The following is a 23,107-nucleotide window of genomic DNA, read 5'->3' as shown; positions in this document are numbered from 1 at the left end:
CTGAACGCATTCACGTCCAGAGAAGATCGCCATGCCCCGTCTGCTCCGCCTTTGCCTGATCACCCTGCTCGCCGCCGCCCTGGGCGCCTGCGCCAGCCTCGGCAATCATGATCCGCTACGGGTCGACCTGGTCGGCCTGGAACCGCTGCCAGGCCAGGGCCTGGAGGTCCGCTTCGCGGTCAAGCTGCGGGTGCAGAACCCCAATGACAGCGCCGTGAGCTTCAACGGCATGGCCCTGGATCTGGATGTGAACGGCCAGCCGCTGGCCAGCGGCGTCAGCGACCAGAGCGGCAGCGTGCCGCGCTTCGGTGAGACGGTACTGAGCGTACCGGTGAGCATTTCAGCGTTTTCGGTGATGCGCCAGGCCTGGGGTGCGGCCGGCTACCGCCCCGGCCAGGAAGTGCCTTACGTGCTAAGGGGCAAACTGGCCGATGGCCTGTTCGGTACCCGCCGCTTCAGTGACAGCGGGACCCTGAACTGGCCACAGCCGCCAGGCGCCTACTGAGGCAGGCGCCGAGGGGCTGGTCTCAGGCAGCCTGGCGGCTGCTGCGTGCGGCGACGCGGCGCTGACAGGCTTCACCGAAGGCCTGGAAGATCTTCACCGAATCGGGGTTCTGCGCGGCCTGCCACTCCGGATGCCACTGCACCGCGAACAGGAACGGCGACAGGCTCGGCGCGTGGATCGCCTCGACCAGGCCGTCCTCGGCAGTCGCCAGCACCTCGACACCCTTGCCCAGCTTGCGAATGGCCTGGCCGTGCAGGGAGTTGACCTGAATCTCGTCCTTGCCCATCAGCTCGGCGAACCAGCTGCCGGCGACCGGGCGCACGCCATGGCTCGGCGCGTACTGCACGTCGACCGGGTCATCGGGATTCTCCCGGTGGTCGTTGAAACCGGGCTCGGCATAGACCTTCTGGTAGATGTCGCCGCCCAGCGCGACGTTGATTTCCTGCATGCCACGGCAGATGGCGAAGATCGGCAGGCCACGGGCGATGGCGGCATGAATCAGCGGCAGGTCGAACAGGTCGCGATCACGGTCCTGGGTCTTGTTCGGCGTCTCGTTTTCCTGGCCGTAGAGCGCCGGGTCGATGTTGCTGCCGGCACCGGTCAGGTACACGCCGTCGGCCATGTCCAGATACTGTTCGAGATCATCGGTACCGCAGCAGGTGGGCACCAGTACCGGTACGCAACCGGAAAAGTCGACCAGCGGCTGGATGTATTTGTGAGTCATAACCTGGTAGTCGTGGCCCTTGCGCTCTTGAGTGCCCATGGACATCAACACGACGGGTTTGCGGGGGGTGTTGCGGATCTTGTTGTCGGACATACGTCACCTTGGGACAGGCCGGGCCTGTCGTTGCTGTGCAGACCGATACCAGCGGAACGTCTCCGCTGTCGTACCCATGGCCTGTTTGGCTAACCCCGTGCACCAAGGCTCATCCTGAGTCTGAGTGCCGCCATCCGACGGCGGCTCGAACCGGGTCCACTCGCGCCTGAGCGGGGCGATGACACAACTACCCGTTACCCGGTTCGGCAGCGGAATCTGCTGCCAGTCTGCCCGAGCCGTAAAATATGTCAAACAAAAGTGAGCAAAATCATTCACCCCGACAGTTGCCAACCGGCCGCGAAGCACCCTGAAGAGTCCGGATAACGGCGCACACAAGGTCGTGAGCCGCGAATCGGAAGTCCAATATTTTAAACACCCGCATCTCGACGGTTCAGCGCTCCAGAGCGGCGTTGCCGGACAAAACCCTATATAATCTGCGGTTTCTCCACACTCACCGAGGACCTCCCTTGACCGCCCTGCCACCCTGCCCCAAGTGCAACTCCGAATACACCTACGAAGACGGCGATCAACTGGTCTGCCCCGAATGCGCCCACGAGTGGAAAGCCGGCGAGAACGCCGACGCGGGCGATGACGTGCGCGTGATCAAGGACTCGGTGGGCAACCCGCTGCAGGATGGCGACAGCGTCACCGTGATCAAGGACCTCAAGGTCAAGGGCTCGTCGCTGGTGGTCAAGGTGGGCACCAAGGTGAAGAACATCCGCCTGGTCGACGGCGATCACGACATCGACTGCAAGATCGACGGCATTGGCGCGATGAAGCTCAAGTCCGAGTTCGTGCGCAAGGTCTGAGCGACTACCCTCCTCGCAGAAATTGGCTAGCCTGAATACAGGCCCGCCACGAGGAAACCCGCCATGCGCAATCTGCTGCTCACTCTCCTGGTGCTGGCTGCACCCGTGGTAGCGGAGCCATGGCGTGTGGTGGGCGACGAGCAGTTCGCCCCCTACAGCTTCGTCACCATCGACGATGAGACGCCCCGCGGGCTGGATGTCGAACTGGTCGATGCGGTGCTGCGCGAGGCGCAGGTGCCGTACGAGATCCGCCTGTACCCCTGGGAACGGGTCAAGCGCATGCTCGACCGTGGCGACGTGCAGATGGCCTTTCAGTTCGCCGGCACCCCGCAGCGGCAGCAGCAGTATCTGCTGGTCGGCCCGCTGCGCAGCGGCTCCACCGTGTTCATGACCACCGCCAAGACCGCCATCGAAGACTGGCAGGACCTCGACGACCTGTCGCCCTACGTGATCGGCCAGGTGCGCGGCTATGCCTACGAAGAGAAGTTCGACCGCGCGGCGCTGTCCCGCGACACCAGTGCGCAGAACCCGCGCCAGCTGGTGTCGATGCTGCTGGCCGGGCGCATCGACATCATCGTCGGCGATCATGCCCAGCTGCTGTATTTCGTGCGTGAGCAGCGCGCCCAGGAACAGGTACGGGTCCTGCCGCGCGCGCTGATCCAGATGCCCCGCTTCGTCGCCTTCGCCAAGGACGATACCGAACATGCGCGGCAGTTCTCCGAGGCGCTGGTGCGCCTGCGCGAAGCCGGCACCCTGGAGCAGATCCAGCAACGCTGGATGCAGTGAAGCGCTACTGCACCGGCAGGAAATTCAGCAGGAACAGACTCTGCGCATAGTTGGCCCCCATGCGCCGATAGCGCTCCTCGAGCACATGGGTCAGCAGATCGAGGCGCGCCACCATCTTGCCGAACTCCACCGCGTAGCTGAGGTTGCTGCCCTGCTCCGATATCTCGTTGGACAGCAGCAGTGGTCGCCCGGCGGCATCACGGCGGTTGCTCAGCATCCAGGCGGCCTTCTCGAGATTGCGCGCGGCGTTATGGATGAACTGCGCATCGAAACTGTCGGTCAGGTAGAACTCGGTGCGCCCGCCATGGGCAGTCACCAGCATGCTGCCGATGGCGTAGGTGAAGGCCGCCACCCGATCCCCCTGGAACGCAGGACTGAGCGAGTAGTCCAGCGCAGCGACGTCGCGTCGCCCGCCCAGCGTCGGCCAGTCCTGGTTGTATTCGATGGCGTGCTGGATCGCGCGCTCGGCGGCGGCGGCGTCAGGGAAGGCACTCTTGCGCCACTCTCGCGGGTTGCGCAGATAGAGCTTGTTCATCAGGCGGTACAGGCTGTTGAGGTTGTTGCGCATGGCCAGGGTGGCCATGCGGTCGACATCGCTCTGCAACAGTTCGGCCGGTTTCAGCGGGCTGCGCTTGTAGACGATGGAATCGTTGTCCAGACGGCCGCTGCAACCACCCAGCAGCAACAGCAAAGCCAGCCCCGGTACACACCACCGTAGCCAATAGGCTGCACTGTTCGTTGGCCTCGTTCCCATCCTGAGTTTCCCTGGCTGGCCTGCGCCGGAGTAGCACGAGCATCACTCAGAACCTCAGTAAAGCGCAAAAATTCCGTCCAGCCTGTGCCCTGGCGCATAAAGCGTGCCGAAGCCCCCTCGGCACGCCCGAAAAAACACCGCCTCAAGCCGGGCTGGCCGCCCACTGTTCCAGGCGCACCACGCTCTCGCGATAGGGTTTGAGGCTCTGGGCCAGCAGGGTGATCGACATCAGCACCGCCAGGGTGGTGACGATCAGCAGCGAGTAGCGCAACGCAGCATCGTCGGCGAAGACGAAATCGGTCACCAGCGCCACGGCGGTGGGCCCCACGCCCAGGCCGAACAGGGTGATGACGAACAGGTAGATGGCCGAGGCCTGGCCGCGCATCGAGCTCGGCATGATCTCCTGAATCGCCGCCGCGGCAACGCCGCCCGGCATGCTCAGGCAGAACACCGTCGGCGCCATCAGCACACTGGCCCAGAAGGCATTGTCCATCAGCGGAAACAGCACCACCATCGGCAAGGCACCCAGTGCGCCATAGAGACCGACGCGCATGTTGGCGTCGCTGCACCCGCGCTTGGCCATCCAGTCCGCCAGGCGTCCACCGAAGACGACCCCCAGGCAGCCGAACACCGCGACGATGCAGCCGTAGACGATACCGACCTGGCTGGCATCCCAGCCATAGGTGCGGATGTAGAACGTCGGCACCCAGGCCGCGCTGCCGTAGGCTGCGAACGCCAGGCCGGCAAAGCCGAAGTTGTGCAGCAAAACGGTCCGCCGGTTGGCGCGAATGTAGCGTCCCACCTCACTGAGCGGCACCGCCACGCCAGCCCCGACACCGCGTCGTGCCGGTTCTTTGACCGCCATCATCAGCAGGGTGAAGATTACCCCGACGGCGCCGAGGATGAGGAAGATCAGCTGCCACGGACGCACCTCGCCCAGCAGCGGCAAGGTCACCTCGCCCTGCGCCGAGGCCAGCTGGATGACCAGGCCACCGACCATGAAGGCCAGCCCCGAGCCCAGGTAGGGTCCCATCGAATAGACGCTGATCGCCGTGGCGCGGCGCTCGGCAGAAAAGCTGTCGGCGATCAGCGAATAGGCAGCAGGCGACAGTGCCGCCTCGCCGACACCGACGCCGATGCGGCAGAGCAGGAACTGCCAGTACATCCTGGCCATGCCGCAGGCAGCCGTGGCCGCGCTCCAGAACAGGATGCCCACGGCGATCAGGCCACGGCGGCTGCGGGTGTCGGCCACACGGCCAAGCGGAATGCCGCAGACGGTATAGAACAGGGCGAAGGACAACCCCATCAGCAGGCTCATCTGCGTGTCGTTGATCGCCAGGTCGCGGCGGACCGGCTCGACCAGCAGGTTGAGAATCTGCCGATCGACGAAGGACAGGACGTACGCCACCATCAGGATGGCGACAGTGACCCAGGCGCGGGTACTGGAGGGATAGCCGTTATTGTTGTTATGCACGGACGCTCTCCTCGGCACCGCGTGACGCGATGCGCGGCGGTTGAATAGAGGCGCCAGCTTAGGACGATACAAAGAGCAGTGAGTATCGCTCGAAGGTGTTATCAGGTCGGCGAATGCTTCATACCCGCCAAGGCGAATGGTCCGATCAGGCAAGCCGCGTCTACAGCCGACACGGCGTTGCCAGCTGAGCGGAGGCTCAGATCATCAGGGGTGCCCGTTCGCACAAAGTCTTCAGCGCCGCGACCCAATCCGGGTGGTCATTCAGGCAGGGCACCAGCTGCAGGCTCTCGCCACCGGCCTCGACGAACTGCTCGCGGCCACGGTCGCCGATTTCTTCGAGGGTCTCGATGCAGTCGGCGACGAAGGCCGGGCACATCACCAGCAGCTTCTTCACGCCCTGCACGGCCAGTTCGTCGAGCCGGGTCTCGGTATAGGGTTCGATCCATTTCGCCCGGCCCAGACGCGACTGGAAGCTCACCGACCACTGCTCCGGGCGCAGGCCCATGCGCTCGGCGAACAGCTCGGCACTGCGCAGGCACTGGGCGCGATAGCAATGCGCGAGCACCTGCGGCGACGCCGTGCGGCAGCAGTCGTCACGTTTCAGGCAGTGGCCACTCGGGTCGAGCTTGTGCAGGTGACGCTCGGGCAGACCGTGGAAACTCAGCAGCAGGTGATCGAAGCCCTGCTGCAGATGCGGCTTGGCGCTGGCGACCAGGGCATCGAGGTACTCGGGCTGGTCATAGAACGGCGGCAGGCTGGACAGGCGCAGGTCGAGACCGCGCTCGCGCACCACCCGCCTGACCTCTTCGATCACCGTGGTGGTGGTGCTGTCGGCGAACTGCGGGTACAGCGGCGCCAGGGTGACCTGGCGAATGCCCTGCGCAGCCAGGCGCTGCAGGGTCGACTCGATGGACGGCTGGCCATAGCGCATGGCCAGTTCGACCGGGCCGTGCGTCCAGTGCGCCTTCATCGCGTCCTGCAGGCGACGGCTGAGCACGATCAGCGGCGAACCCTCCTCCCACCAGATCGAGGCATAGGCATGCGCCGAGGCCGCCGGGCGCTTGATCAGGATCAGCGACACCAGCAGGCGACGCAGCGGCCAGGGCAGATCGACCACATAGGGGTCCATCAGGAACTGGTTCAGGTAGCGGCGGACATCGGCTACTTCGGTAGACGCGGGCGAACCCAGGTTAACCAGCAACAATGCGTGATCGGTCATGCGAAATCCTAGTCATTGATGGCTCAGCAGGTCGACCAGAGCCACATCCAGATGGGTGAAACGAAAACTGAAGCCCGCCTCGAGCAGACGCCTCGGCAGCGCACGCTGGCCGCCGAGCAGCAGCTCGGACATCTCCCCGAGCGCGGCACGCAGGACGAACGCCGGCGCCGGCAACAGGGTCGGGCGGCTCAGTGCCTGGCCCAGCGCCCTGGTGAACTCGGCGTTGCGCGCCGGGATGGGCGCGCAGGCATTATAAGGACCGCGGGCGTCAGCGTGCTGCAAGAGAAAATCGATCAGGGCGATTTGATCGGCGATATGGATCCAGGGCATCCATTGCCGACCATCGCCAAGCCGGCCGCCGACGCCCAGGCGAAATGGCAGGAGCAGGCGCTTGAGCATGCCACCATCGGCACTCAGCACCAGACCGGTGCGCAGCAGCACCACGCGCATGCCCAGTGCCTCGGCACGCAGCGCGGTTTCCTCCCAGGCACCGCACAGCTGTGCAGCGAAGTCCTCGGTGACCGGCTGGGCGCTCTCGTCCAGCTCGCGCTCGCCGCCGTTGCCGTACCAGCCCACCGCCGAACCCGACAGCAGCACGGCGGGACGCTGCTCGCGAGCCTGCAGCCAGGCCAGCAGCTGTTCGCTGAGGCCGATACGGCTGGCCCACAGCAGCGCCTTGCGCTTGCTGCTCCAGGGACGGTCGGCGATCGGCGCGCCGGCCAGGTTGATCACCGCATCCAGGGGCTCCTCGCCCAGCTCATCGAGGCGGGCGATGCCGCGGACATCCGCGCCGCAGAGCGCCGCGACCTTGCCCGGCTGGCGGCTCCAGACGGTGAGACGGTGACCCTGTTCGGTCCAGTGGGCGCACAACGCACGACCGATCAGGCCGGTACCGCCGGTCAGCAGGATATGCATGGCATCGTCCTCGCATGGCATTGGAAGAAACTTCGCCTTTAGTCTGGTTTATGACGCGCACAGGTGCCGCGTTTGTCCTAAACCTAAAGCAAGGGAGCAGCACTTTCGGCGACAGCTGTACATGAAAACATTCTTGTATAGCTTTTGTCCAAACCGTAGCCTGTAATGCATTCAGCGCTGACGAGGTAACCATGAACGCACCCATCGCCATCATCGGCACCGGTATCGCAGGGCTTTCCGCCGCCCAGGCCCTGCATGCCGCCGGGCTAGAGATCGAACTGTTCGACAAGAGCCGTGGCAGCGGTGGGCGCATGGCCAGCAAGCGCAGCGATGCCGGCAGCCTGGACCTCGGCGCCCAGTACTTCACCGCGCGTGACCGGCGCTTCGTCGAAGTGGTCCAGCAGTGGCAGGCCCGTGGCTGGGTCGCGGAATGGACCCCAGGCCTGTACAACGCCCGCGATGGCCTGCTCAGCGCCTCACCGGACGAACAGCTGCGCTGGGTCGGCAGCCCGCGCATGAGCGCGATCACCCGCGCCCTGCTCGGCGCGCTGCCGGTGAAGTTCAGCTGCCGCATCACCGAAGTCTTTCGCGGTGATCGCTACTGGAGCCTGCAGGATGCCGAGGGCAACAGTCACGGCCCCTACAGCCAAGTCATCATCGCCACGCCGGCGCCACAGGCCAGCGCCCTGCTGGCCGCGGCGCCGAAGCTCGCCGGGGCTGCCGCCAGCGTGATCATGGAGCCGACCTGGGCCGTGGCCCTGGGCTTCGACACGCCACTGGATACGCGCGTCGAAGGCTGCTTCGTGCAGGACAGCCCGCTCGACTGGCTGGCGCGCAACCGCAGCAAACCCGGTCGCGACAACCGCCTGGACACCTGGGTGCTGCACGCCAGCAGCGTCTGGAGCCGGCAGCACCTGGACCTGCCCAGGGAAGCCGTGATCGAGCAGCTGCACGGCGCCTTCGCCGAGCTGATCGGCTGCGCCGTACCGCCACCGAGCTTCACCCTCGCCCACCGCTGGCTCTACGCGCGCCCGGCGCAGACGCACCAGTGGGGGGCGCTGGCCGATGCCGACCTGGGCCTGTACGCCTGCGGTGACTGGTGCCTGTCCGGCCGGGTCGAAGGGGCCTGGCTCAGCGGCCAGGACGTCGCCCGGCGGCTGCTCGAACACCTGCAATGAGCCCGCCCGAAAAACGCCGGCTCAACCCACGCAAGCTGCTGCTGTCGAAATGGACGGCCGTGCAGCCGCGCAATCGCGAGCGCCATTTCCTGGTCACCGAACTGATTCGCGACGAAGACGACGACGTCCTCGCGGTCGAATTGCAGGCGGTGCTCACCCGCCGCAGCCAGCACCTCGACTGGCGACAGTTGCAGGATACCGAACGCTGGCTGCAAGGCTGGCGCTGATAGCTGTCAGCACATCATCAATCGCGACCAATAGCGATACAAAAGCTGTACAAAGAATTTGACTTGTACAACAGCACCTCTAAGATAAACAGAAATTGTACACGGACAGCCTTGTGTACAAGATCTTGGAGGTCTGGTCATGCACGCGAGCAAAGCCAAGCTGGGTATAAGCGCCTGCCTGCTGGGGGCCGAGGTCCGCTACAACGGCGGCCACAAGCTTTCACGCCTGTGCAGCCGCAGCCTGACCGAGCACTTCGATTTCATCCCGGTGTGCCCGGAGGTCGGCATCGGCATGCCGATTCCGCGCGAGCCGATCCGCCTGGTCGGCGATCCGCAGGCACCGCGTGCGGTCGGCACGGTCGACCGTTCACGTGACGTCACCGACGCCCTGGCGGCCTACGCCGAGCGGATGGCCAGCGAACTGCAAGGCATCAGCGGTTACATCTTCATGCAGCAGTCGCCGTCCTGTGGCCTGGAGCGGGTCAAGGTGTACCAGGAGGGCGGGCGCCCCAGCGAACCGGGACGTGGCATCTTCGCCGCCGCGTTCTGCGCACGCCACCCGGACCTGCCGGTGGAGGAAGACGGGCGCCTCAACGACCCGGTACTGCGCGAGAACTTCATCACCCGCGTCTACGCCCACGCCGAATGGCAGCGCCTGCTGCAACAGGGCCTGACACGGCGCGCGCTGATCGCCTTCCACTCGCGCTACAAATACCTGCTCATGGCCACCGACCCCATGCGCTACAAGTCGCTCGGCCGCCTGCTCGGCCGGCTCGCCGACTATGACCTCGCCGACCTGGCGCCGCAGTATTTCAGTGAGCTGATGAGCGCACTGAAAAAATGCGCCACCCGTGGTACCCACAGCAACGTCCTGCAGCACCTGAGCGGCTATCTCAAGCGCGCCCTGAGCGCCGACGAGAAGCAGGAAATGCAGCAGCTGATCGGCCAGTACCGCGACGGCATCGTGCCCCTGGTGGTGCCCCTGACGCTGCTCAAGCATCACTTTCGCCGCCATCCGGACCGCTACATCGCCGAGCAGGCCTACCTGCAGCCGCACCCCGAGCCACTCAGCCTGCGCAACGCGCTGTAGCACCATGAGCCACGAACGCAGCGCCGCTGCAGACAGCGGCCAGGACTATCGCCAGGCACTCGACGAGGGCTACCTGCCGATTCGCGAAGTGGCGCGCAGCACCGGCGTCAATGCCGTGACCCTGCGTGCCTGGGAGCGGCGCTACGGGCTGATCGTGCCCTACCGCACGCCCAAGGGTCATCGCCTGTACTCGCCGGCCAATCTCGAACGCATCCACGCCATCCTCGCCTGGCTGGCACGCGGCGTCGCGGTGGGGCAGGTCAAGGCTCTGCTCGACCATGGCCAGCAACCCCAGGCCGCCGGCAACGACAACTGGTCGCGCCAGCGCAGCGAGCTGCTGGGCTGCATCGCCGAGTTCAACGAACGGCGCCTGGACGAACGCTTCAACGCCGCGCTGGCGCTGTACCCGGTCAGCACCCTGGCAGGACAGCTGCTCTGGCCACTGCTCGGCGACCTGCGCCAACGCTGGCAGGGCCAGTTCTGCGCCCGCGCCGAGCAGGTGTTCTTTCTCTCCTGGCTGCGCAGCAAGCTGGCCACCCGCATCTATCACAGCAACCGCCAGGTCGGCGGCGCCCCGCTGCTGCTGGTCAACCTGGGCGAGGCGCCCATGGAGCCGGGCCTGTGGCTGTGCGCCTGGCTGGCCAGCGCCAGCGACTGCCCGGTGGAAATCTTCGACTGGCCGCTGCCGTACAACGAACTGCTCACCGCGCTCGAGCATATCGCCCCTCGTGCGCTGCTGCTGTACGCCGAGCAGGCCCTGGACGGTGTGCAGGTGCGCCGCCAGCTGCCACGCCTGGCAGAACAATGTCCGGTGCCGCTGCTGATCGCCGGCCCCGCCACTCACATCCATCGCGACGCCCTGAGCGAACTGCAGTCGGCCAGTGATCCGCTGGCCGCCCACGCCTGGCTGCTGCGCCACGGCCTGCTCGGCATGCACGAGGTAACCCCATGCAACGACTGATGTGGTTGCGCACTGACCTGCGCACCCAGGACAACACCGCCCTCAGCGAGGCCATGCTGAGTGGCCCGACCATCGCCCTGTACCTGATCACTCCGCAGCAGTGGCAGCGCCACGACGACGCGCCATGCAAGGTGGACTTCTGGCTGCGCAACCTGGCCGAGCTGCAGCGCGCGTTGGCCAGGCTCAACGTGCCGCTGCTGATACGCCACTGCGCGGACTGGAGCGACGCCTCCGCCCAGCTCGCCGAGGTCTGCTACCAGCACAACGTCTGCGCCGTCCACGTCAACGAGGAGTACGGCGTCAACGAGAGCCTGCGCGACCAGCAGGTCGCCGCCTACCTCAGGCAGCAGGACATCGCCTGGCACAGCCACCTCGACCAGCTGTTCTTCCGGCCCGGCAGCGTGCTGACCCGCTCCGGCGGCTACTTCCAGGTCTACAGCCAGTTCCGCAAGGTCTGCTACGAGCGTCTGCACAGCGCCCTGCCCGCCTGCATTGCGCCACCCAGGCCGCAGGCACCACTGGCCATCGCCAGCGACCCGATTCCCGACGCGGTCGCCGGTTTCACCACGCCCGGCGCCAGCCTGCGCGAGCTGTGGCCGGCCGGCGAAGACGCGGCCCAGCAACGCCTGCAGCGCTTCGCCGATGAACAGGTGAGCGAATACGATCGCCAGCGCGACTTCCCGGCCCGCCCCGGTACCAGCCAGTTGTCGGCCTACCTGGCCGCCGGCGTGCTGTCGCCACGCCAGTGCCTGCATGCCGCCCTGTCCGCCAACCAGGGCGAGTTCGACAGCGGCAACCCCGGCGCCGTCACCTGGATCAACGAGCTGCTCTGGCGCGAGTTCTACAAGCACATCCTGGTCGGCTACCCGCGCGTCTCGCGCCATCGCGCCTTCCGCCTGGAAACCGAGGCCCTGCGCTGGCGTGACGCCCCGCAGGAGCTGGCCGCCTGGCAGGAAGGGCGCACCGGCCTGCCGCTCATCGATGCCGCCATGCGCCAGTTGCAGGCGACCGGATGGATGCACAACCGCCTGCGCATGGTCGTGGCCATGTTCCTGACCAAGAACCTGCTGATCGACTGGCGCGAGGGCGAGCGTTTCTTCATGCGCCAGCTGATCGACGGCGACCTCGCCGCGAACAACGGCGGCTGGCAGTGGAGCGCCTCCACCGGGACCGACGCCGCGCCGTACTTCCGCATTTTCAACCCCATCAGCCAGTCGCAGAAGTTCGACCCCGACGGTCATTTCATTCGCCACTGGCTGCCGGAGCTGGCCTCGCTGAACAAGCGCGACATCCATGACCCGGCGGCGCTCGGGGGGCTGTTCGCCCCCTCCGGCTACCCACGGCCGATCGTCGACCTGTCGCGCTCGCGTGAACGTGCGCTGAGCGCCTTCAAGGACCTCAATGCGCGGGAAGTGCCGGCATGAGCGAGTTCCTGCGTGGTTTCGCCGAGCGCTTCGCCGCGCTGGACAGGGACAACCTCGACCAGCTGAACGAGCTGTACAGCGACGACGTGCGGTTCCAGGACCCGCTGCACGAGGTACAGGGCCTCGGCGCCGTGCGCCGCTACTTCGCCGAGCTGTATGCCAACGTCGACGCGCTGCACTTCGAATTCCACGGTTTCGATCAGGTCGCCGACGGCGAGGGCTACCTGCGCTGGACCATGCGCTATCGCCACCCACGCCTGCGCGGCGGCGAGGAGATCGCGGTGGCGGGCTGCTCGCACCTGCTCTGGCGCGAACGCGTGTATCGGCACCGCGACTACTTCGATGCCGGCGCCCTGCTCTACGACCACCTGCCGCTGCTCGGTGGCGTGATCGCCTGGTTGAAACGGAGGCTGGCATGAACCGCATCTGGCTGACCGGGGCGAGCAGCGGCATCGGCGCAGCCCTGGCCGAGGAACTGTTGCGCGGCGGCCATCGCCTGGCGCTGAGCGCCCGCAGCCAGGCGCCGTTGCAGGCATTGGCGGCGCGCTACGGTGAGGAGCAGGTACTGGTGCTTCCTGGCGATCTGACCGACGCCGGGCAGGTGCGCGCCATCGGCGCCGCCATCGCCCGGCACTGGGGCGCACTGGATTGCGCGATCCTCAATGCCGGCACCTGCGAGTACATCGACGCGCGCCAGTTCGAGGCGGCGATGATCGAACGCGTGGTCAGCGCCAACCTGTTCTCCGCCAGCCACTGCATCGAGGCGGCGCTGCCACTGCTGCGCCAGGGCCACCGCCCGCACCTGGTCGGCGTCGGCAGCTCGGTCACCTACCTGGCGCTGCCACGCTCGGAGGCCTATGGCGCATCCAAGGCGGCGCTACGCTACCTGCTGCAGAGCCTGCGTGTCGATCTGGCGGCGGAAGGCATCGATGTCACCCTGGTCAGTCCGGGCTTCGTCGACACCCCGCTGACGCAGCAGAACGACTTCCCCATGCCCATGCGCTGGCCGGTCGAACGCGCCGCCCGGCACATCGCCGCGCGCCTGCAGCGACGCCCGCACGAGATCGCCTTTCCCAGCCCCTTCATCGCCGCACTGAGACTGCTCGGCAGCCTGCCCAGCAGCCTGCAGCTGGCCATCGGCCGCCGCCTGGCACGCAACGAGGACACCCCATGAAGATCGCCATCGTCGGCAGCGGCATCGCCGGGCTGACCTGTGCCTACCTGCTCAACCGCAAGCACGACATCCAGGTGTTCGAGGCCGGCGACTGGATCGGTGGCCACACCCACACCGTCGACGTGCAGGTGGAAGGTCGTCGCTATGCCATCGACACCGGCTTCATCGTCTTCAACGACTGGACCTACCCCAATTTCATTCGCCTGCTCGGGCAGGTCGGTGTGGCGTTCAAGCCTACCGAGATGAGCTTCTCGGTCAGCGACCCGAGCAGCGGCGTGGAATACAACGGTCACGACCTCAACAGCCTGTTCGCCCAGCGCAGCAACCTGTGGTCGCCGGCGTTCTGGGGCATGCTGCGCGACATCCTGCGCTTCAATCGGCAGTCGCTGGACGACCTCGCCAGCGACCGTATCGACGCCGACACCACGCTCGGCCAGTACCTGCAACGCAACGGCTACGGGCGACGCTTCATCGAGCACTACATTGTGCCCATGGGCTCGGCGATCTGGTCGATGTCGCTGGCCGACATGCTCGGTTTCCCGCTGCAGTTCTTCGTGCGTTTCTGCAAGAACCACGGCCTGCTCTCGGTCAGCGACCGCCCGACCTGGCAGGTGATCGAGGGAGGCTCGCGCAGCTACGTGGCGCCGTTGACCGCCAGCTTCGCCGAGCGCATCCGCCTCAACTGCCCGGTCAGCCGGGTGGTGCGCGACGACAACGGCGTGACCCTGCACAGCGCGGCCGGCGAGGAGCGCTTCGACAAGGTGGTGTTCGCCTGCCACAGCGACCAGGCCCTGGCCCTGCTCGACCAGGCCAGCACGGCGGAACGGGATATCCTCGGCGCCCTGCCTTACGCCAGCAACGACGTGGTCCTGCACACCGACACCCGCCTGCTGCCCGAGCGCCCGCTGGCCTGGGCCAGCTGGAACTATCGCCTGGGCGGGCCGAGCGACCAGCCGGCCGCCGTGACCTACAACATGAACATCCTGCAGGGTATCGACAGCGCGACCACCTTCTGCGTCAGCCTCAACCAGAGCGCCGCCATCGATCCAGGCAAGATCCTCGCGCGCTTCCGCTATGCCCACCCGCAGTACAGCCTGGCCGGCACCGCCGCCCAGGCCCGCTGGCAGGAGCTGCAGGGCGCGCAGCACAGCTACTTCTGCGGCGCCTACTGGGCCAATGGCTTCCACGAGGACGGCGTGGTCAGTGCACTGCGCGTGGCCCGCGCCTTTGGAGAGACGCTGTGATGCACAGCGCCCTGTACAGTGGCTGGGTGCAGCATCGCCGCTTCGCCCCGCGCGCCCATGCCTTCCGCTACCGCATGGGCCTGCTGTACCTCGACCTGGACGAGCAGGCGCAGCTGTTCGCCCTCTCGCCGCTGGCCGGCTCGGGCCGCTGCGCGCCCTTCGCCTTCCGCGAGCGCGACTACCTGCCCGCGTTCACCCGCCAGGGCATGGCCCTGCACGAAGCGGTGCGCAACCTGGTGCAGGAGGCGCTGGGCGTTCGCCCGCAGGGGCGCATCTGCGTGCTGACGCAACCGCGCAGCTGGGGCCTGGCCTTCAATCCGGTCAGCCTCTTCTACTGCCATGACGGCGACGATCGCCTGCTGGCGATTCTCTGCGAGGTCAGCAACACCCCCTGGCGCGAGCGCTATCACTACGTGGTACCGGCCAGCGCCGACGGCCACCAGCGCATCCGCGTGGCCAAGGCCTTCCATGTCTCGCCCTTCCTGCCGCGCGACCTGGAATACCGCATGAGCTTCAGCCCGGTCGGCGAACGCCTCGGCCTGCACATGGCCGACTGGCAAGGCGAGCGCAAGCTGTTCGACGCCAGCCTCAGCCTGCACCGCCAGGCCCTCGACCGCGCCGGCCTGCACCGCTACCTGCTGGGTTTCCCCTGGATGACCGGCAAGACCCTCGCCGCCATCTACTGGCAGGCGCTGCGCCTGTTGCTCAAGCGCATGCCGATTTTCGACCACACGCCTGCGGAAGGCCGCTTCCGCGTTGCCCGCCCCCAAGTGAAGGACATGCCCCATGAAAAGCTCTAGCCTGATCGCCAGCAGAAGCCTGGTCCGCAGCGGCAACGGCATCGGTGCCGGTCTGCTGCGGCGTGCCGTACTGCGCCAGCTGGCCAACCTGCGACACGGCCTGCTGCTGGTTCATGAGGGCAGCGAGGTGCTGCACTTCGGTACGCCGCAGAGCAACCAACGAGCCGAGATCCGGGTCAACGATCCGGCAGTCTGGGGCCTGGTCGCCGGCAATGGCTCGATCGGCGCCGGCGAGGCTTACATCCATGGCTACTGGAGCACCCCGGACCTCACTGCGGTGGTGCGCATCTTCGTCGCCAACCTCGACGTCCTCGACGCCATGGAAAGCGGCCTGGCACGCCTGGGACGACCGCTGATCCAGGGCCTGCACTGGCTCAATCGCAACACCCGGCAGGGCTCGCGACGCAACATCGCGGCGCACTACGACCTGGGCAACGACCTGTTCGAGCAGTTTCTCGACCCGACCATGATGTACTCCGCTGCGATGTTCCTGCACGGCGACGACAGCCTGCAGCAGGCGCAGCTCAACAAGCTGCAGCGCATCTGCGAGAAGCTCGCGCTGCAACCGTCCGACCACCTGCTGGAGATCGGCACCGGCTGGGGCAGCATGGCCATCTATGCCGCCAGCCAGTATGGCTGCAGGGTGACCACCACCACCCTGTCGCGCGAGCAGTACGCCTACACCGAACGACGCATCCGCGAGCAGGGCCTGGAGGATCGCGTCACCCTGCTGCTGGAGGACTACCGCGACCTCGAGGGCCAGTACGACAAGCTGGTCTCGATCGAGATGATCGAAGCCGTCGGCCATCGTTTCCTGCCCACCTACTTCGAGCAATGCGCGCGCCTGCTCAAGCCCGAGGGGCTGATGCTGCTGCAGGCCATCACCATTCGCGACCAGCGCTACGAGCAGGCCCGCCAGTCGGTGGACTTCATCCAGCGCTACATCTTCCCCGGCGGTGCCCTGCCGTCGATGCACAAGATGCTGGAAGTGATCAGCCGCCACACCGACCTCAACCTGCACCACATGGAGGACTTCGGCCTGCACTACGCGCGCACCCTGCGCCTGTGGCGCGAGAACCTGAGCCAGGCACGCCAGCGCCTGGAGCAACTGGGCTATGACGACTACTTCTACCGCCTGTGGGAGTTCTACCTGTGCTACTGCGAGGGCGGCTTCCTCGAGCGCACCATCGGCACCGCACAACTGCTGCTGGCCAAGCCCGGCGCCCGGCCGCTGCCGCAGTACGTGCAGCCCTCGACGTTGGCCTGGACGAACAACTGACCTAGACTGCCCGGCCCGAACGCCCCCCAGGAACCCGCCGATGCCCCGCCTGCTTGCCAATGCCCTTCTGTTCCAGCTCGGCTGGCTGGTCTGCGTGTTCGCCGGCGACAGCTTCTGGCTGCTGGCCGTGGCCGCGATCATCGCGGTGCATCTGCTCTGGGTCAGCAGCTGGGCCGCCGAAGGCAAACTGCTGCTCAGCGTGTTCCTCGCAGGCAGTGCGCTGGACAGCTTCCTGCTCAACCTCGGCGTCTTCGATTTCGGCGAGCCACGCCAGTTGATTCCGCTGTGGCTGGCGCTGCTGTGGCTGTTGCTGGCCAGCACCCTCAACCACTGCCTGGCCTGGACCGCCCAGCCCTGGTGGCGCGGCAGCCTGCTCGGCGCGCTGGCCGCGCCCCTGTCGTACTACGCCGGCGCCCGGCTCGCAGGGGTCACGCTGCCGCTGGGCACCTGGCCGACCCTGGCCATCCTGGCGCTGACCTGGGCCATCGTGATGCCGGTGCTGCATGGTTTCGCCCGACTGTATCGGGCGCAATACGAACAACAGCTGCGCAGCCGGCGCAGCGCACCCTAGCGGTTCCCCCTGACACGAAAAGGCCGGGCATCTGCCCGGCCTTTTCGTCTGCAGCGCAGGCTCAGAAGCTCATGCGGTAATGCAGGGTGTAGGCTTCGGCACCATCGTTCGGCTGCTTGAGGCCGGCGTTGGAGTAGTGCACCGCACGCAGGCCGATCTCCTGACCGGAGAAACGCAGTCCGACGCCGATGCGGTCCTCGAACTGGAAGGAGGAGCCCAGCTCGTTGCTCTCCAGCTCGGTGCTGGAGAAGGCAGCCACGCCGATACCCGCTTCGATGTAGGGACGCACGCTCTGCCCGGCGAATTCGTAGACGAATACCGGCGCGAAGGACAGGCTGTGGTTGCTCGCCGTGTCGTCGCCATCCCAGTAGGTATAACCCAGGTCCCAGTAGCCGGTCAGGCGACCAACGCTGCTCTCGAGCCAGCTCTTGTCCCAGTCCCACTGTGCCCCCAGGCGGTACACCATGGTCGAATCCCCACTCTGGCCGATGGCGGCGGTGACATCCGCTGCCTGTGCAGCCCCCATCATTCCCAACGACAGCGCCGCGCTTGCAGCTAAGGCGTACAACTTCTTCATGAGTCATTCCTTTAAGTAGCGAGAGTTCATCAGGCTCGTTACAAAAATATAGAACTAATCGACATGAAGGGAGGCAAGAGGCGAAAAATTCACATTCACTGCAAGGAAAGGATCTCGGCCGTTTCACCAAGCAGAATCGGCAAGACCCGGGAAAGTTGCGCGGTATCGCCACTGCTCCAGTAACGGCTCGGCTGCGCCGCCTCGGTCGCGGCCAGGTCATGCTGAAGCAGCAGCCGCTGCAGCTGGCGCGCCACCGCGGCCCCGGTATCGATCAGCGTCACTGAGGGCGGCAGCAGTGTCGTCAGCAGCGGCCGCAGGAAGGGGTAGTGGGTGCAGCCGAGAATCAGCGTGTCGCAGCCTTCGTCCAGCAGGGGCGCCACGTAACGCTGCAGCAGCTCGCGCGTGGCCGCTGCCTGCAACGCGCCCGCTTCGATGCATTCGACCAGCCCCGGACAGGGCTGCGTGACCACCCGCACATCGCCGGCAAAACGGTCGAGCAGCGCGGCGAACCTGGCGCTCTTCAGCGTACCGGTGGTCGCCAGCACGCCGACCACTCCGCTGCGGGTCGCCGCCGCGGCAGGCTTTACCGCAGGTTCCATGCCGACGATGGGCAACTGCGGATAACGCTCGCGCAGGTCAGCGGCGGCAGCGGCAGTGGCAGTGTTGCAGGCCAGCACCAGCGCCTTGGCGCCCTGTGCCAGCAGATGCTCGGTGATCTGCACGCAGCGCTCGCGGATGTACTCCGGGCTCTTCTCGCCATAGGGCACATGGCCGCTGTCGGCAACGTACAGCAGCGACTCGTTCGGCAGCAGCTGGCGGATCTCGCGCAGCACGGACAGGCCGCCGACGCCCGAGTCGAATACCCCGATCGGTGCGTTACTGGGCATCGCCACAGACACCGCAAGCGGGATCGCGCTTGACCCGCAGCTCACGAAAGCGCGTGCCCAGCGCGTCGATCAACAACAGGCGCCCCACCAGCGGCTCGCCGAATCCCGCCAGCAGCTTGAGCGCCTCCAGCGCCTGCAGGCTACCCACCAGCCCGACCAGCGGGCCCACCACCCCGGCCTCGCTGCAGGTCAGCTCGGCTTCGCTGCCATGCCCGTAGAGACAGTGGTAGCACGGGCTGGCCACGTTACGCGGGTCGAACACCGACAGCTGGCCCTCCAGGCGAATCGCTGCGCCGGAGACCAGCGGCTTGCCCGCCGCCACGCAGGCGACGTTGACCGCCTCGCGGGTGGAGAAGTTGTCCGAGCAATCCAGCACCAGGTCGACAGCCTGCACCGCAGCCGCCAGCGAATCGGCATCCAGCGCCTGACGGTGCGGCACCAGGCTGACCTGCGGGTTGATCGCCGCCAGCCGCGCCATGGCCGAATCCACCTTGGCCTGGCCGATGCTGGCGGTGTCGTGGGCGATCTGCCGCTGCAGGTTGGTCAGGTCCACCGTGTCGAAGTCGGCCAGGTGCAACTCGCCGACGCCGGCAGCAGCCAGGTACAGGGCCACGGGCGAGCCCAGCCCGCCCATGCCGACGATCAGCACACGGCCCTGCTTGAGGCGCAGCTGTCCCTCCACGTCGATCTGTTTCAGCAGAATCTGCCGGCTGTAACGCAGCAGCTCATCATCGCTCAGCATCTGATCACTCATGGTCGAAACGTCCCAAACTGATGCGCTCGTGTCCGCCCAGGTCACGTCGGCTGTGTGCCTCGCTGAACCCCGCCGTGGCGAGCAGCTCACGCACGGCCTCGGCCTGGTCGAAGCCGTGCTCCAGCAACAGCCAGCCGCCGGCCAGCAGGTACTGCGGCGCGGCCTGGATGATCGCACGAATATCGTCCAGCCCGTCGGCCCCGGCCACCAGCGCACTGCTCGGTTCGAAGCGCACGTCGCCCTGGTCCAGATGGCGGTCGTCGGCGCGGATATAGGGTGGGTTGCTCAGGATCAGCCCGAAGCGCTGCCCGGCCAGGGCGGAGAACCAGTGGCTGTGCAGGAAGCGGACGTTGTCCAGTTGCAGACGCTGACGGTTGCGCTCGGCCAGGGCCACGGCGTCCTCGACGCGATCGACACCGGTAACCTGCCAGCCCGGCCGCTCGCTGGCCAGGGCCAGGGCAATGGCGCCGGTGCCGGTGCCGAGATCCAGCGCCGCCAGTGGCGTGGCCGGCAGCAGCGCGAGCGCGCTCTCCACCAGCAGCTCGGTGTCCGGGCGCGGAATCAGGGTATGCGGCGCGACCTCCAAGTCCAGGCTCCAGAAGCCCTGATGGCCGAGGATGTAGGCCACCGGCTCACCCTGACGACGGCGCTGCAGGTGGCTCCGGAACAGGCCCAGCTGATCGGCGGCCAGCTCGCGCTCCGGCCAGGTACGCAGATAGCTGCGCGGCTTGCCCAGTGCGGCGGCCAGCAGCAGCTCGGCGTCCAGCCGTGGCGTGGGCGAGTCAGGCAGCTCGGCGGTGTTGAGCAGGGATTCGATGGTGGACATGCGTTAAGCCTCGAGCGGCAAGCTTCAGCGACAAGATGACCCGCACTCGGCGGCGCGTGCCTTGCGGTTCTCTCCTGGATGGATCGGGGCGCCTGTCACGCCTGCTCGAGCCACCGCGTGGAAGGGTGGATGAAAAAGCCTCATCCAGCCCAGGGGTTCACCCATGCGTCCCGGATTGCATCCGGCGGTCCGGCGAATTCAGCTCGCGGCTCGTCGCGGCCCTAGTCGCCCAGCGCCGCCAGCTGGTCGGCCTGGTACTCGGCCAGCAACGGCTCGATCACCGCCTCCACGCTGCCGGCAATCACTTCGTTGAGCGAATACAGGGTCAGGTTGATGCGGTGGTCGGTCACCCGGCCCTGCGGGAAGTTGTAGGTGCGAATGCGCTCGGAGCGGTCGCCGGAGCCGACCAGCAGCTTGCGCGTGTCGGACATTTCCTTGTGCGCGGCGGCGTCCTGCTGGTCCTGCAGCTTGGCCGCCAGCCAGGCCATGGCCTTGGCGCGGTTCTTGTGCTGCGAACGTTCTTCCTGGCACTCCACCACCGTGCCGGTGGGGATGTGGGTGATGCGGATCGCCGAGTCGGTGGTGTTGACGTGCTGGCCACCGGCGCCGGAGCTGCGGTAGGTATCGACGCGCAGGTCGGCCGGGTTGATCTCGATGGCGGCCTGCTCATCCGGCTCCGGCAACACCGCCACGGTGCAGGCGGAGGTGTGGATACGGCCCTGGGATTCGGTCTCCGGCACGCGCTGCACGCGGTGCGCACCGGACTCGAACTTGAGCTTGGCGTAAACGTTGTCACCCTCGACGCGGGCGATCACTTCCTTGAAGCCGCCGTGCTCGCCCTCGTTGGCCGACAGCACCTCGACCCGCCAGCCCTGCTTCTCGGCATAACGCGAATACATGCGGAACAGGTCGCCGGAGAAGATCGCCGCCTCGTCGCCACCGGTGCCGGCACGGATTTCCAGATAGACGTTGCGCCCGTCGTTGGGGTCCTTCGGCAGCAACATGCGCTGCAGGCGGTCCTCCAGCTCGACCAGCGCCTCACGGGCCTGGGCGACTTCCTCCTCGGCCATCTCGCGCAGGTCCGGGTCGCTGTCCTTGAGCAGCGCCTGAGCACCTTCGAGGTCGGACTGCACCTTGCGCAGCTCGCGGAAAGTGGCGATTACCGGCTCGATCTCGGCATATTCCTTGGAGTACGCCCGAAACTGGCTCTGCTTGGCGATCACCTCGGCGTCGCCGAGCAGCGCCGTGAGTTCCTCGAAGCGATCGCTGAGGTTGTCCAGCTTGTTCAACAGTGAAGCTTTCATTGCAGACCTTTGTCCTGCGGTGCGCTCTCGTCGAGGGCGAACAATTCCTGGGCCAGGCTGAGCGCGTCGATGCGCCCCTCGGCGGTAAGTTTCTTCATGCGCACGCTGGGCGCGTGCAGCAGCTTGTTGGTCAGGCCGCGCGCCAGTTGCGCCAGCACGTCTTCGGGATTGCTGCCGTTGACCAGCATGCGCTGGGCCTTGGCCAGCTCCTCGTCGCGCAGGCGCTCGGCCTGCTGGCGGTAGGCCTTGAGCACATCCACTGCGGCCAGCTCGCGCAGGCGCTGCATGAAATCGTCGGTACCGGCGGCGACCAGTTCCTCGGCGGCCTGCGCCGCGCCCTGACGGCTCTTGAGGTTTTCCTCGATGACCTCGTGCAGGTCATCGACGGTATAGAGGTAGACGTCATCCAGCTCGCCCACCTGCGGCTCGATATCGCGCGGCACGGCGATGTCGACCATGAAGATCGGCTTGTGCTTGCGCTTCTTCAGCGCACTTTCCACGGCGCCCTTGCCGAGGATCGGCAGCTGGCTGGCCGTGGAACTGATGACGATGTCGCTGTGCGCCAGCTCGTCGGGGATGTCCGAGAGCAGCACCGCATGGGCGCCGAACTGCTCGGCCAGCTGGCTGGCACGCTCCAGCGTGCGGTTGGCGACGACGATGCGCTTGATGCCCTGATCGAACAGGTGCCGCGCCACCAGGCTGATGGTCTCGCCGGCCCCGATCAGCAACGCCTGGCTGCGGTGTAGGTCGGCGAAGATCTGCTTGGCCAGGCTGACCGCCGCGAAGGCCACGGAAACCGGGTTCTCGCCGATGGCGGTGTCGGTGCGCACGGTCTTGGCGGTGCTGAAGGTGGCCTGGAACAGGCGCCCCAGCAACGGCCCGACGGTGCCGGCCTCGCGGGCCACGGCATAGGCGGACTTGAGCTGACCGAGGATCTGCGGCTCGCCGAGGACCATCGAGTCCAGCCCGCAGGCCACGCGCATCATGTGACGCACGGCGGCGTCGTCACTGTGCACGTAGGCACAGGCTCGCAATTCGTCGATGCTCAGGCGGTGATAGCTGGCCAGCCATTGCAGCACTTCGTCGCTGCTCAGCTGATCCTGCTCCAGGTACAGCTCGCTGCGGTTGCAGGTCGAGAGGATCGCCGCCTCGCGGCTGGGCGTCAGCCGGCACAGCTGCTGCAATGCCTCGACCAGTTGCTCCGGGGTGAAAGCAACGCGCTCACGCACCTCTACCGAGGCGGTCTTGTGGTTGATACCGAGGGCGATGAAGGCCATGCAGAGTCGCTGAGGGGCAATACGGAAGCCGGCAATTGTCCTACTTCGCCCCCGAGAGAACAACTACCGCGACCTATTGTCCCAATAGACAGTTCGCCGCATCGTCCTGGCCAGTGGGCTTGCTCCAAGGCTTGTGTCATGATGCCGCGAACGTCGCAGGGCGCGAGCCGGCATGGCCGTCGCCCCGGAATAACGCACGACAAGGTGCCTGGGTCCGTTCCCGTTTCATCGCGCGCCGCATTTGCCGCGCAACTC

Annotated in this window: 25 protein-coding genes; 14 read left to right on the top strand and 11 right to left on the bottom strand. The window is 66.6% G+C overall.

Features of this window, described 5'->3' with window-relative positions:
- Nucleotides 1-31 precede the first annotated feature (31 nt).
- Complete coding sequence (locus EWH21_RS06510) at nt 32-505, top strand: LEA type 2 family protein (protein ID WP_037046928.1); 474 nt, start codon at nt 32-34, stop codon at nt 503-505.
- Nucleotides 506-527: 22 nt separating this feature from the next.
- Here EWH21_RS06510 and EWH21_RS06505 read toward each other — a convergent pair whose 3' ends face one another.
- Nucleotides 528-1,322 (bottom strand): type 1 glutamine amidotransferase, encoded by a 795-nt coding sequence (locus EWH21_RS06505; RefSeq protein ID WP_047592383.1) that lies wholly within the window; start codon nt 1,320-1,322, stop codon nt 528-530.
- A 467-nt stretch (nt 1,323-1,789) separates the two neighbouring features.
- On the opposite strand from EWH21_RS06505, the gene EWH21_RS06500 reads away from it, so the two are divergent.
- Both EWH21_RS06500 and EWH21_RS06495 read left to right on the top strand, forming a co-directional pair.
- On the top strand, nt 1,790-2,131 hold the full coding sequence (locus EWH21_RS06500) for a zinc ribbon domain-containing protein YjdM (protein WP_037046925.1): 342 nt from the start codon (nt 1,790-1,792) through the stop codon (nt 2,129-2,131).
- A gap of 63 nt (nt 2,132-2,194) precedes the next feature.
- On the top strand, nt 2,195-2,917 hold the full coding sequence (locus tag EWH21_RS06495; protein ID WP_152488031.1) for a transporter substrate-binding domain-containing protein: 723 nt from the start codon (nt 2,195-2,197) through the stop codon (nt 2,915-2,917).
- 4 nt (nt 2,918-2,921) lie between these two features.
- On the opposite strand, the gene EWH21_RS06490 is transcribed toward EWH21_RS06495, so the two are convergent.
- The 4 genes from EWH21_RS06490 to EWH21_RS06475 all read right to left on the bottom strand — a co-directional run bounded on the left by EWH21_RS06490 (nt 2,922) and on the right by EWH21_RS06475 (nt 7,279).
- Nucleotides 2,922-3,671, bottom strand: a complete 750-nt coding sequence (locus EWH21_RS06490) for a hypothetical protein (protein ID WP_051800515.1) — start codon at nt 3,669-3,671, stop codon at nt 2,922-2,924.
- 142 nt (nt 3,672-3,813) lie between these two features.
- Nucleotides 3,814-5,145: an MFS transporter gene (locus EWH21_RS06485; protein ID WP_152488029.1), complete on the bottom strand. Its 1,332-nt coding sequence runs from the start codon at nt 5,143-5,145 to the stop codon at nt 3,814-3,816.
- Nucleotides 5,146-5,341: 196 nt separating this feature from the next.
- Nucleotides 5,342-6,364 carry a ferrochelatase gene (gene hemH, locus EWH21_RS06480; protein ID WP_277700082.1) on the bottom strand — a complete coding sequence of 341 codons (1,023 nt, stop codon included), beginning with the start codon at nt 6,362-6,364 and terminating at the stop codon, nt 5,342-5,344.
- 12 nt (nt 6,365-6,376) lie between these two features.
- A complete protein-coding gene (locus tag EWH21_RS06475) occupies nt 6,377-7,279 on the bottom strand; it encodes a TIGR01777 family oxidoreductase (RefSeq protein WP_277700081.1) in 903 nt (300 codons plus the stop codon).
- 191 nt (nt 7,280-7,470) lie between these two features.
- Here EWH21_RS06475 and EWH21_RS06470 point away from each other — a divergent pair, with 191 nt between their 5' ends.
- The 11 genes from EWH21_RS06470 to EWH21_RS06420 all read left to right on the top strand — a co-directional run bounded on the left by EWH21_RS06470 (nt 7,471) and on the right by EWH21_RS06420 (nt 17,227).
- The gene (locus EWH21_RS06470; RefSeq protein WP_277700080.1) at nt 7,471-8,457 is read left to right on the top strand and encodes an NAD(P)/FAD-dependent oxidoreductase; all 987 of its coding nucleotides are present in this window, start codon (nt 7,471-7,473) and stop codon (nt 8,455-8,457) included.
- Nucleotides 8,454-8,684 carry a TIGR02450 family Trp-rich protein gene (locus EWH21_RS06465; protein ID WP_277700079.1) on the top strand — a complete coding sequence of 77 codons (231 nt, stop codon included), beginning with the start codon at nt 8,454-8,456 and terminating at the stop codon, nt 8,682-8,684. The genes EWH21_RS06470 and EWH21_RS06465 overlap by 4 nt, the downstream gene beginning before the upstream one ends.
- A gap of 139 nt (nt 8,685-8,823) precedes the next feature.
- Nucleotides 8,824-9,774 (top strand): DUF523 and DUF1722 domain-containing protein, encoded by a 951-nt coding sequence (locus EWH21_RS06460; protein WP_175253056.1) that lies wholly within the window; start codon nt 8,824-8,826, stop codon nt 9,772-9,774.
- A 4-nt stretch (nt 9,775-9,778) separates the two neighbouring features.
- Nucleotides 9,779-10,735 (top strand): MerR family transcriptional regulator, encoded by a 957-nt coding sequence (locus tag EWH21_RS06455; RefSeq protein ID WP_277700078.1) that lies wholly within the window; start codon nt 9,779-9,781, stop codon nt 10,733-10,735.
- Nucleotides 10,723-12,159, top strand: a complete 1,437-nt coding sequence (gene phrB / locus EWH21_RS06450) for a deoxyribodipyrimidine photo-lyase (protein WP_277700077.1) — start codon at nt 10,723-10,725, stop codon at nt 12,157-12,159. The genes EWH21_RS06455 and phrB overlap by 13 nt, the downstream gene beginning before the upstream one ends.
- Complete coding sequence (locus tag EWH21_RS06445; protein WP_277700076.1) at nt 12,156-12,578, top strand: nuclear transport factor 2 family protein; 423 nt, start codon at nt 12,156-12,158, stop codon at nt 12,576-12,578. The genes phrB and EWH21_RS06445 overlap by 4 nt, the downstream gene beginning before the upstream one ends.
- Nucleotides 12,575-13,333, top strand: coding sequence for an SDR family NAD(P)-dependent oxidoreductase (locus tag EWH21_RS06440; protein WP_277700075.1), 759 nt, complete (start codon nt 12,575-12,577; stop codon nt 13,331-13,333). The genes EWH21_RS06445 and EWH21_RS06440 overlap by 4 nt, the downstream gene beginning before the upstream one ends.
- A complete protein-coding gene (locus tag EWH21_RS06435) occupies nt 13,330-14,577 on the top strand; it encodes an FAD-dependent oxidoreductase (RefSeq protein WP_277700074.1) in 1,248 nt (415 codons plus the stop codon). The genes EWH21_RS06440 and EWH21_RS06435 overlap by 4 nt, the downstream gene beginning before the upstream one ends.
- Nucleotides 14,577-15,377 (top strand): DUF1365 domain-containing protein, encoded by an 801-nt coding sequence (locus EWH21_RS06430; protein ID WP_277700073.1) that lies wholly within the window; start codon nt 14,577-14,579, stop codon nt 15,375-15,377. The genes EWH21_RS06435 and EWH21_RS06430 overlap by 1 nt, the downstream gene beginning before the upstream one ends.
- The gene (locus tag EWH21_RS06425; protein ID WP_277700072.1) at nt 15,364-16,656 is read left to right on the top strand and encodes a cyclopropane-fatty-acyl-phospholipid synthase family protein; all 1,293 of its coding nucleotides are present in this window, start codon (nt 15,364-15,366) and stop codon (nt 16,654-16,656) included. Before EWH21_RS06430 ends, EWH21_RS06425 begins: the two co-directional genes overlap by 14 nt.
- A 40-nt stretch (nt 16,657-16,696) precedes the next feature.
- Complete coding sequence (locus EWH21_RS06420; protein ID WP_277700071.1) at nt 16,697-17,227, top strand: DUF2878 domain-containing protein; 531 nt, start codon at nt 16,697-16,699, stop codon at nt 17,225-17,227.
- Nucleotides 17,228-17,288: 61 nt separating this feature from the next.
- On the opposite strand, the gene EWH21_RS06415 is transcribed toward EWH21_RS06420, so the two are convergent.
- From EWH21_RS06415 to hemA, 6 genes are all read right to left on the bottom strand, one after another.
- Nucleotides 17,289-17,804, bottom strand: a complete 516-nt coding sequence (locus EWH21_RS06415) for an acyloxyacyl hydrolase (protein ID WP_277700070.1) — start codon at nt 17,802-17,804, stop codon at nt 17,289-17,291.
- A 95-nt stretch (nt 17,805-17,899) separates the two neighbouring features.
- Complete coding sequence (gene murI, locus EWH21_RS06410) at nt 17,900-18,691, bottom strand: glutamate racemase (protein ID WP_277700069.1); 792 nt, start codon at nt 18,689-18,691, stop codon at nt 17,900-17,902.
- Nucleotides 18,681-19,433, bottom strand: coding sequence for a molybdopterin-synthase adenylyltransferase MoeB (locus tag EWH21_RS06405; protein WP_047587909.1), 753 nt, complete (start codon nt 19,431-19,433; stop codon nt 18,681-18,683). The genes murI and EWH21_RS06405 overlap by 11 nt, the downstream gene beginning before the upstream one ends.
- 4 nt (nt 19,434-19,437) lie before the next feature.
- Nucleotides 19,438-20,271 carry a peptide chain release factor N(5)-glutamine methyltransferase gene (gene prmC, locus EWH21_RS06400; protein ID WP_277700068.1) on the bottom strand — a complete coding sequence of 278 codons (834 nt, stop codon included), beginning with the start codon at nt 20,269-20,271 and terminating at the stop codon, nt 19,438-19,440.
- A 221-nt stretch (nt 20,272-20,492) separates the two neighbouring features.
- The gene (prfA, locus tag EWH21_RS06395; RefSeq protein ID WP_047587912.1) at nt 20,493-21,575 is read right to left on the bottom strand and encodes a peptide chain release factor 1; all 1,083 of its coding nucleotides are present in this window, start codon (nt 21,573-21,575) and stop codon (nt 20,493-20,495) included.
- A complete protein-coding gene (gene hemA / locus EWH21_RS06390; protein WP_047587914.1) occupies nt 21,572-22,852 on the bottom strand; it encodes a glutamyl-tRNA reductase in 1,281 nt (426 codons plus the stop codon). The genes prfA and hemA overlap by 4 nt, the downstream gene beginning before the upstream one ends.
- Between the last annotated feature and the right edge of the window lie 255 nt (nt 22,853-23,107).

The sequence above is a fragment of the Pseudomonas sp. REST10 genome, from assembly GCF_029542605.1.
GTDB classification, from domain to species: Bacteria; Pseudomonadota; Gammaproteobacteria; order Pseudomonadales; family Pseudomonadaceae; genus Aquipseudomonas; species Aquipseudomonas khazarica.
Note: the sequence above shows the minus strand (reverse complement) of the source record. Positions and strands in the feature narration are given on the sequence as shown.

What these genes read in the sequence shown, in the direction of transcription:
- EWH21_RS06510 (WP_037046928.1), top strand. Translation starts at nt 32, where the DNA reads ATGCCCCGTCTGCTCCGCCTTTGCCTGATCACCCTGCTCGCCGCCGCC.
- EWH21_RS06505 (WP_047592383.1), bottom strand. Translation starts at nt 1,322, where the DNA reads ATGTCCGACAACAAGATCCGCAACACCCCCCGCAAACCCGTCGTGTTG.
- EWH21_RS06495 (WP_152488031.1), top strand. Translation starts at nt 2,195, where the DNA reads ATGCGCAATCTGCTGCTCACTCTCCTGGTGCTGGCTGCACCCGTGGTA.
- EWH21_RS06490 (WP_051800515.1), bottom strand. Translation starts at nt 3,671, where the DNA reads ATGGGAACGAGGCCAACGAACAGTGCAGCCTATTGGCTACGGTGGTGT.
- hemH (WP_277700082.1), bottom strand. Translation starts at nt 6,364, where the DNA reads ATGACCGATCACGCATTGTTGCTGGTTAACCTGGGTTCGCCCGCGTCT.
- EWH21_RS06475 (WP_277700081.1), bottom strand. Translation starts at nt 7,279, where the DNA reads ATGCATATCCTGCTGACCGGCGGTACCGGCCTGATCGGTCGTGCGTTG.
- EWH21_RS06470 (WP_277700080.1), top strand. Translation starts at nt 7,471, where the DNA reads ATGAACGCACCCATCGCCATCATCGGCACCGGTATCGCAGGGCTTTCC.
- EWH21_RS06465 (WP_277700079.1), top strand. Translation starts at nt 8,454, where the DNA reads ATGAGCCCGCCCGAAAAACGCCGGCTCAACCCACGCAAGCTGCTGCTG.
- EWH21_RS06460 (WP_175253056.1), top strand. Translation starts at nt 8,824, where the DNA reads ATGCACGCGAGCAAAGCCAAGCTGGGTATAAGCGCCTGCCTGCTGGGG.
- EWH21_RS06455 (WP_277700078.1), top strand. Translation starts at nt 9,779, where the DNA reads ATGAGCCACGAACGCAGCGCCGCTGCAGACAGCGGCCAGGACTATCGC.
- phrB (WP_277700077.1), top strand. Translation starts at nt 10,723, where the DNA reads ATGCAACGACTGATGTGGTTGCGCACTGACCTGCGCACCCAGGACAAC.
- EWH21_RS06445 (WP_277700076.1), top strand. Translation starts at nt 12,156, where the DNA reads ATGAGCGAGTTCCTGCGTGGTTTCGCCGAGCGCTTCGCCGCGCTGGAC.
- EWH21_RS06440 (WP_277700075.1), top strand. Translation starts at nt 12,575, where the DNA reads ATGAACCGCATCTGGCTGACCGGGGCGAGCAGCGGCATCGGCGCAGCC.
- EWH21_RS06435 (WP_277700074.1), top strand. Translation starts at nt 13,330, where the DNA reads ATGAAGATCGCCATCGTCGGCAGCGGCATCGCCGGGCTGACCTGTGCC.
- EWH21_RS06430 (WP_277700073.1), top strand. Translation starts at nt 14,577, where the DNA reads ATGCACAGCGCCCTGTACAGTGGCTGGGTGCAGCATCGCCGCTTCGCC.
- EWH21_RS06425 (WP_277700072.1), top strand. Translation starts at nt 15,364, where the DNA reads ATGAAAAGCTCTAGCCTGATCGCCAGCAGAAGCCTGGTCCGCAGCGGC.
- EWH21_RS06420 (WP_277700071.1), top strand. Translation starts at nt 16,697, where the DNA reads ATGCCCCGCCTGCTTGCCAATGCCCTTCTGTTCCAGCTCGGCTGGCTG.
- EWH21_RS06415 (WP_277700070.1), bottom strand. Translation starts at nt 17,804, where the DNA reads ATGAAGAAGTTGTACGCCTTAGCTGCAAGCGCGGCGCTGTCGTTGGGA.
- murI (WP_277700069.1), bottom strand. Translation starts at nt 18,691, where the DNA reads ATGCCCAGTAACGCACCGATCGGGGTATTCGACTCGGGCGTCGGCGGC.
- EWH21_RS06405 (WP_047587909.1), bottom strand. Translation starts at nt 19,433, where the DNA reads ATGCTGAGCGATGATGAGCTGCTGCGTTACAGCCGGCAGATTCTGCTG.
- prmC (WP_277700068.1), bottom strand. Translation starts at nt 20,271, where the DNA reads ATGTCCACCATCGAATCCCTGCTCAACACCGCCGAGCTGCCTGACTCG.
- prfA (WP_047587912.1), bottom strand. Translation starts at nt 21,575, where the DNA reads ATGAAAGCTTCACTGTTGAACAAGCTGGACAACCTCAGCGATCGCTTC.
- hemA (WP_047587914.1), bottom strand. Translation starts at nt 22,852, where the DNA reads ATGGCCTTCATCGCCCTCGGTATCAACCACAAGACCGCCTCGGTAGAG.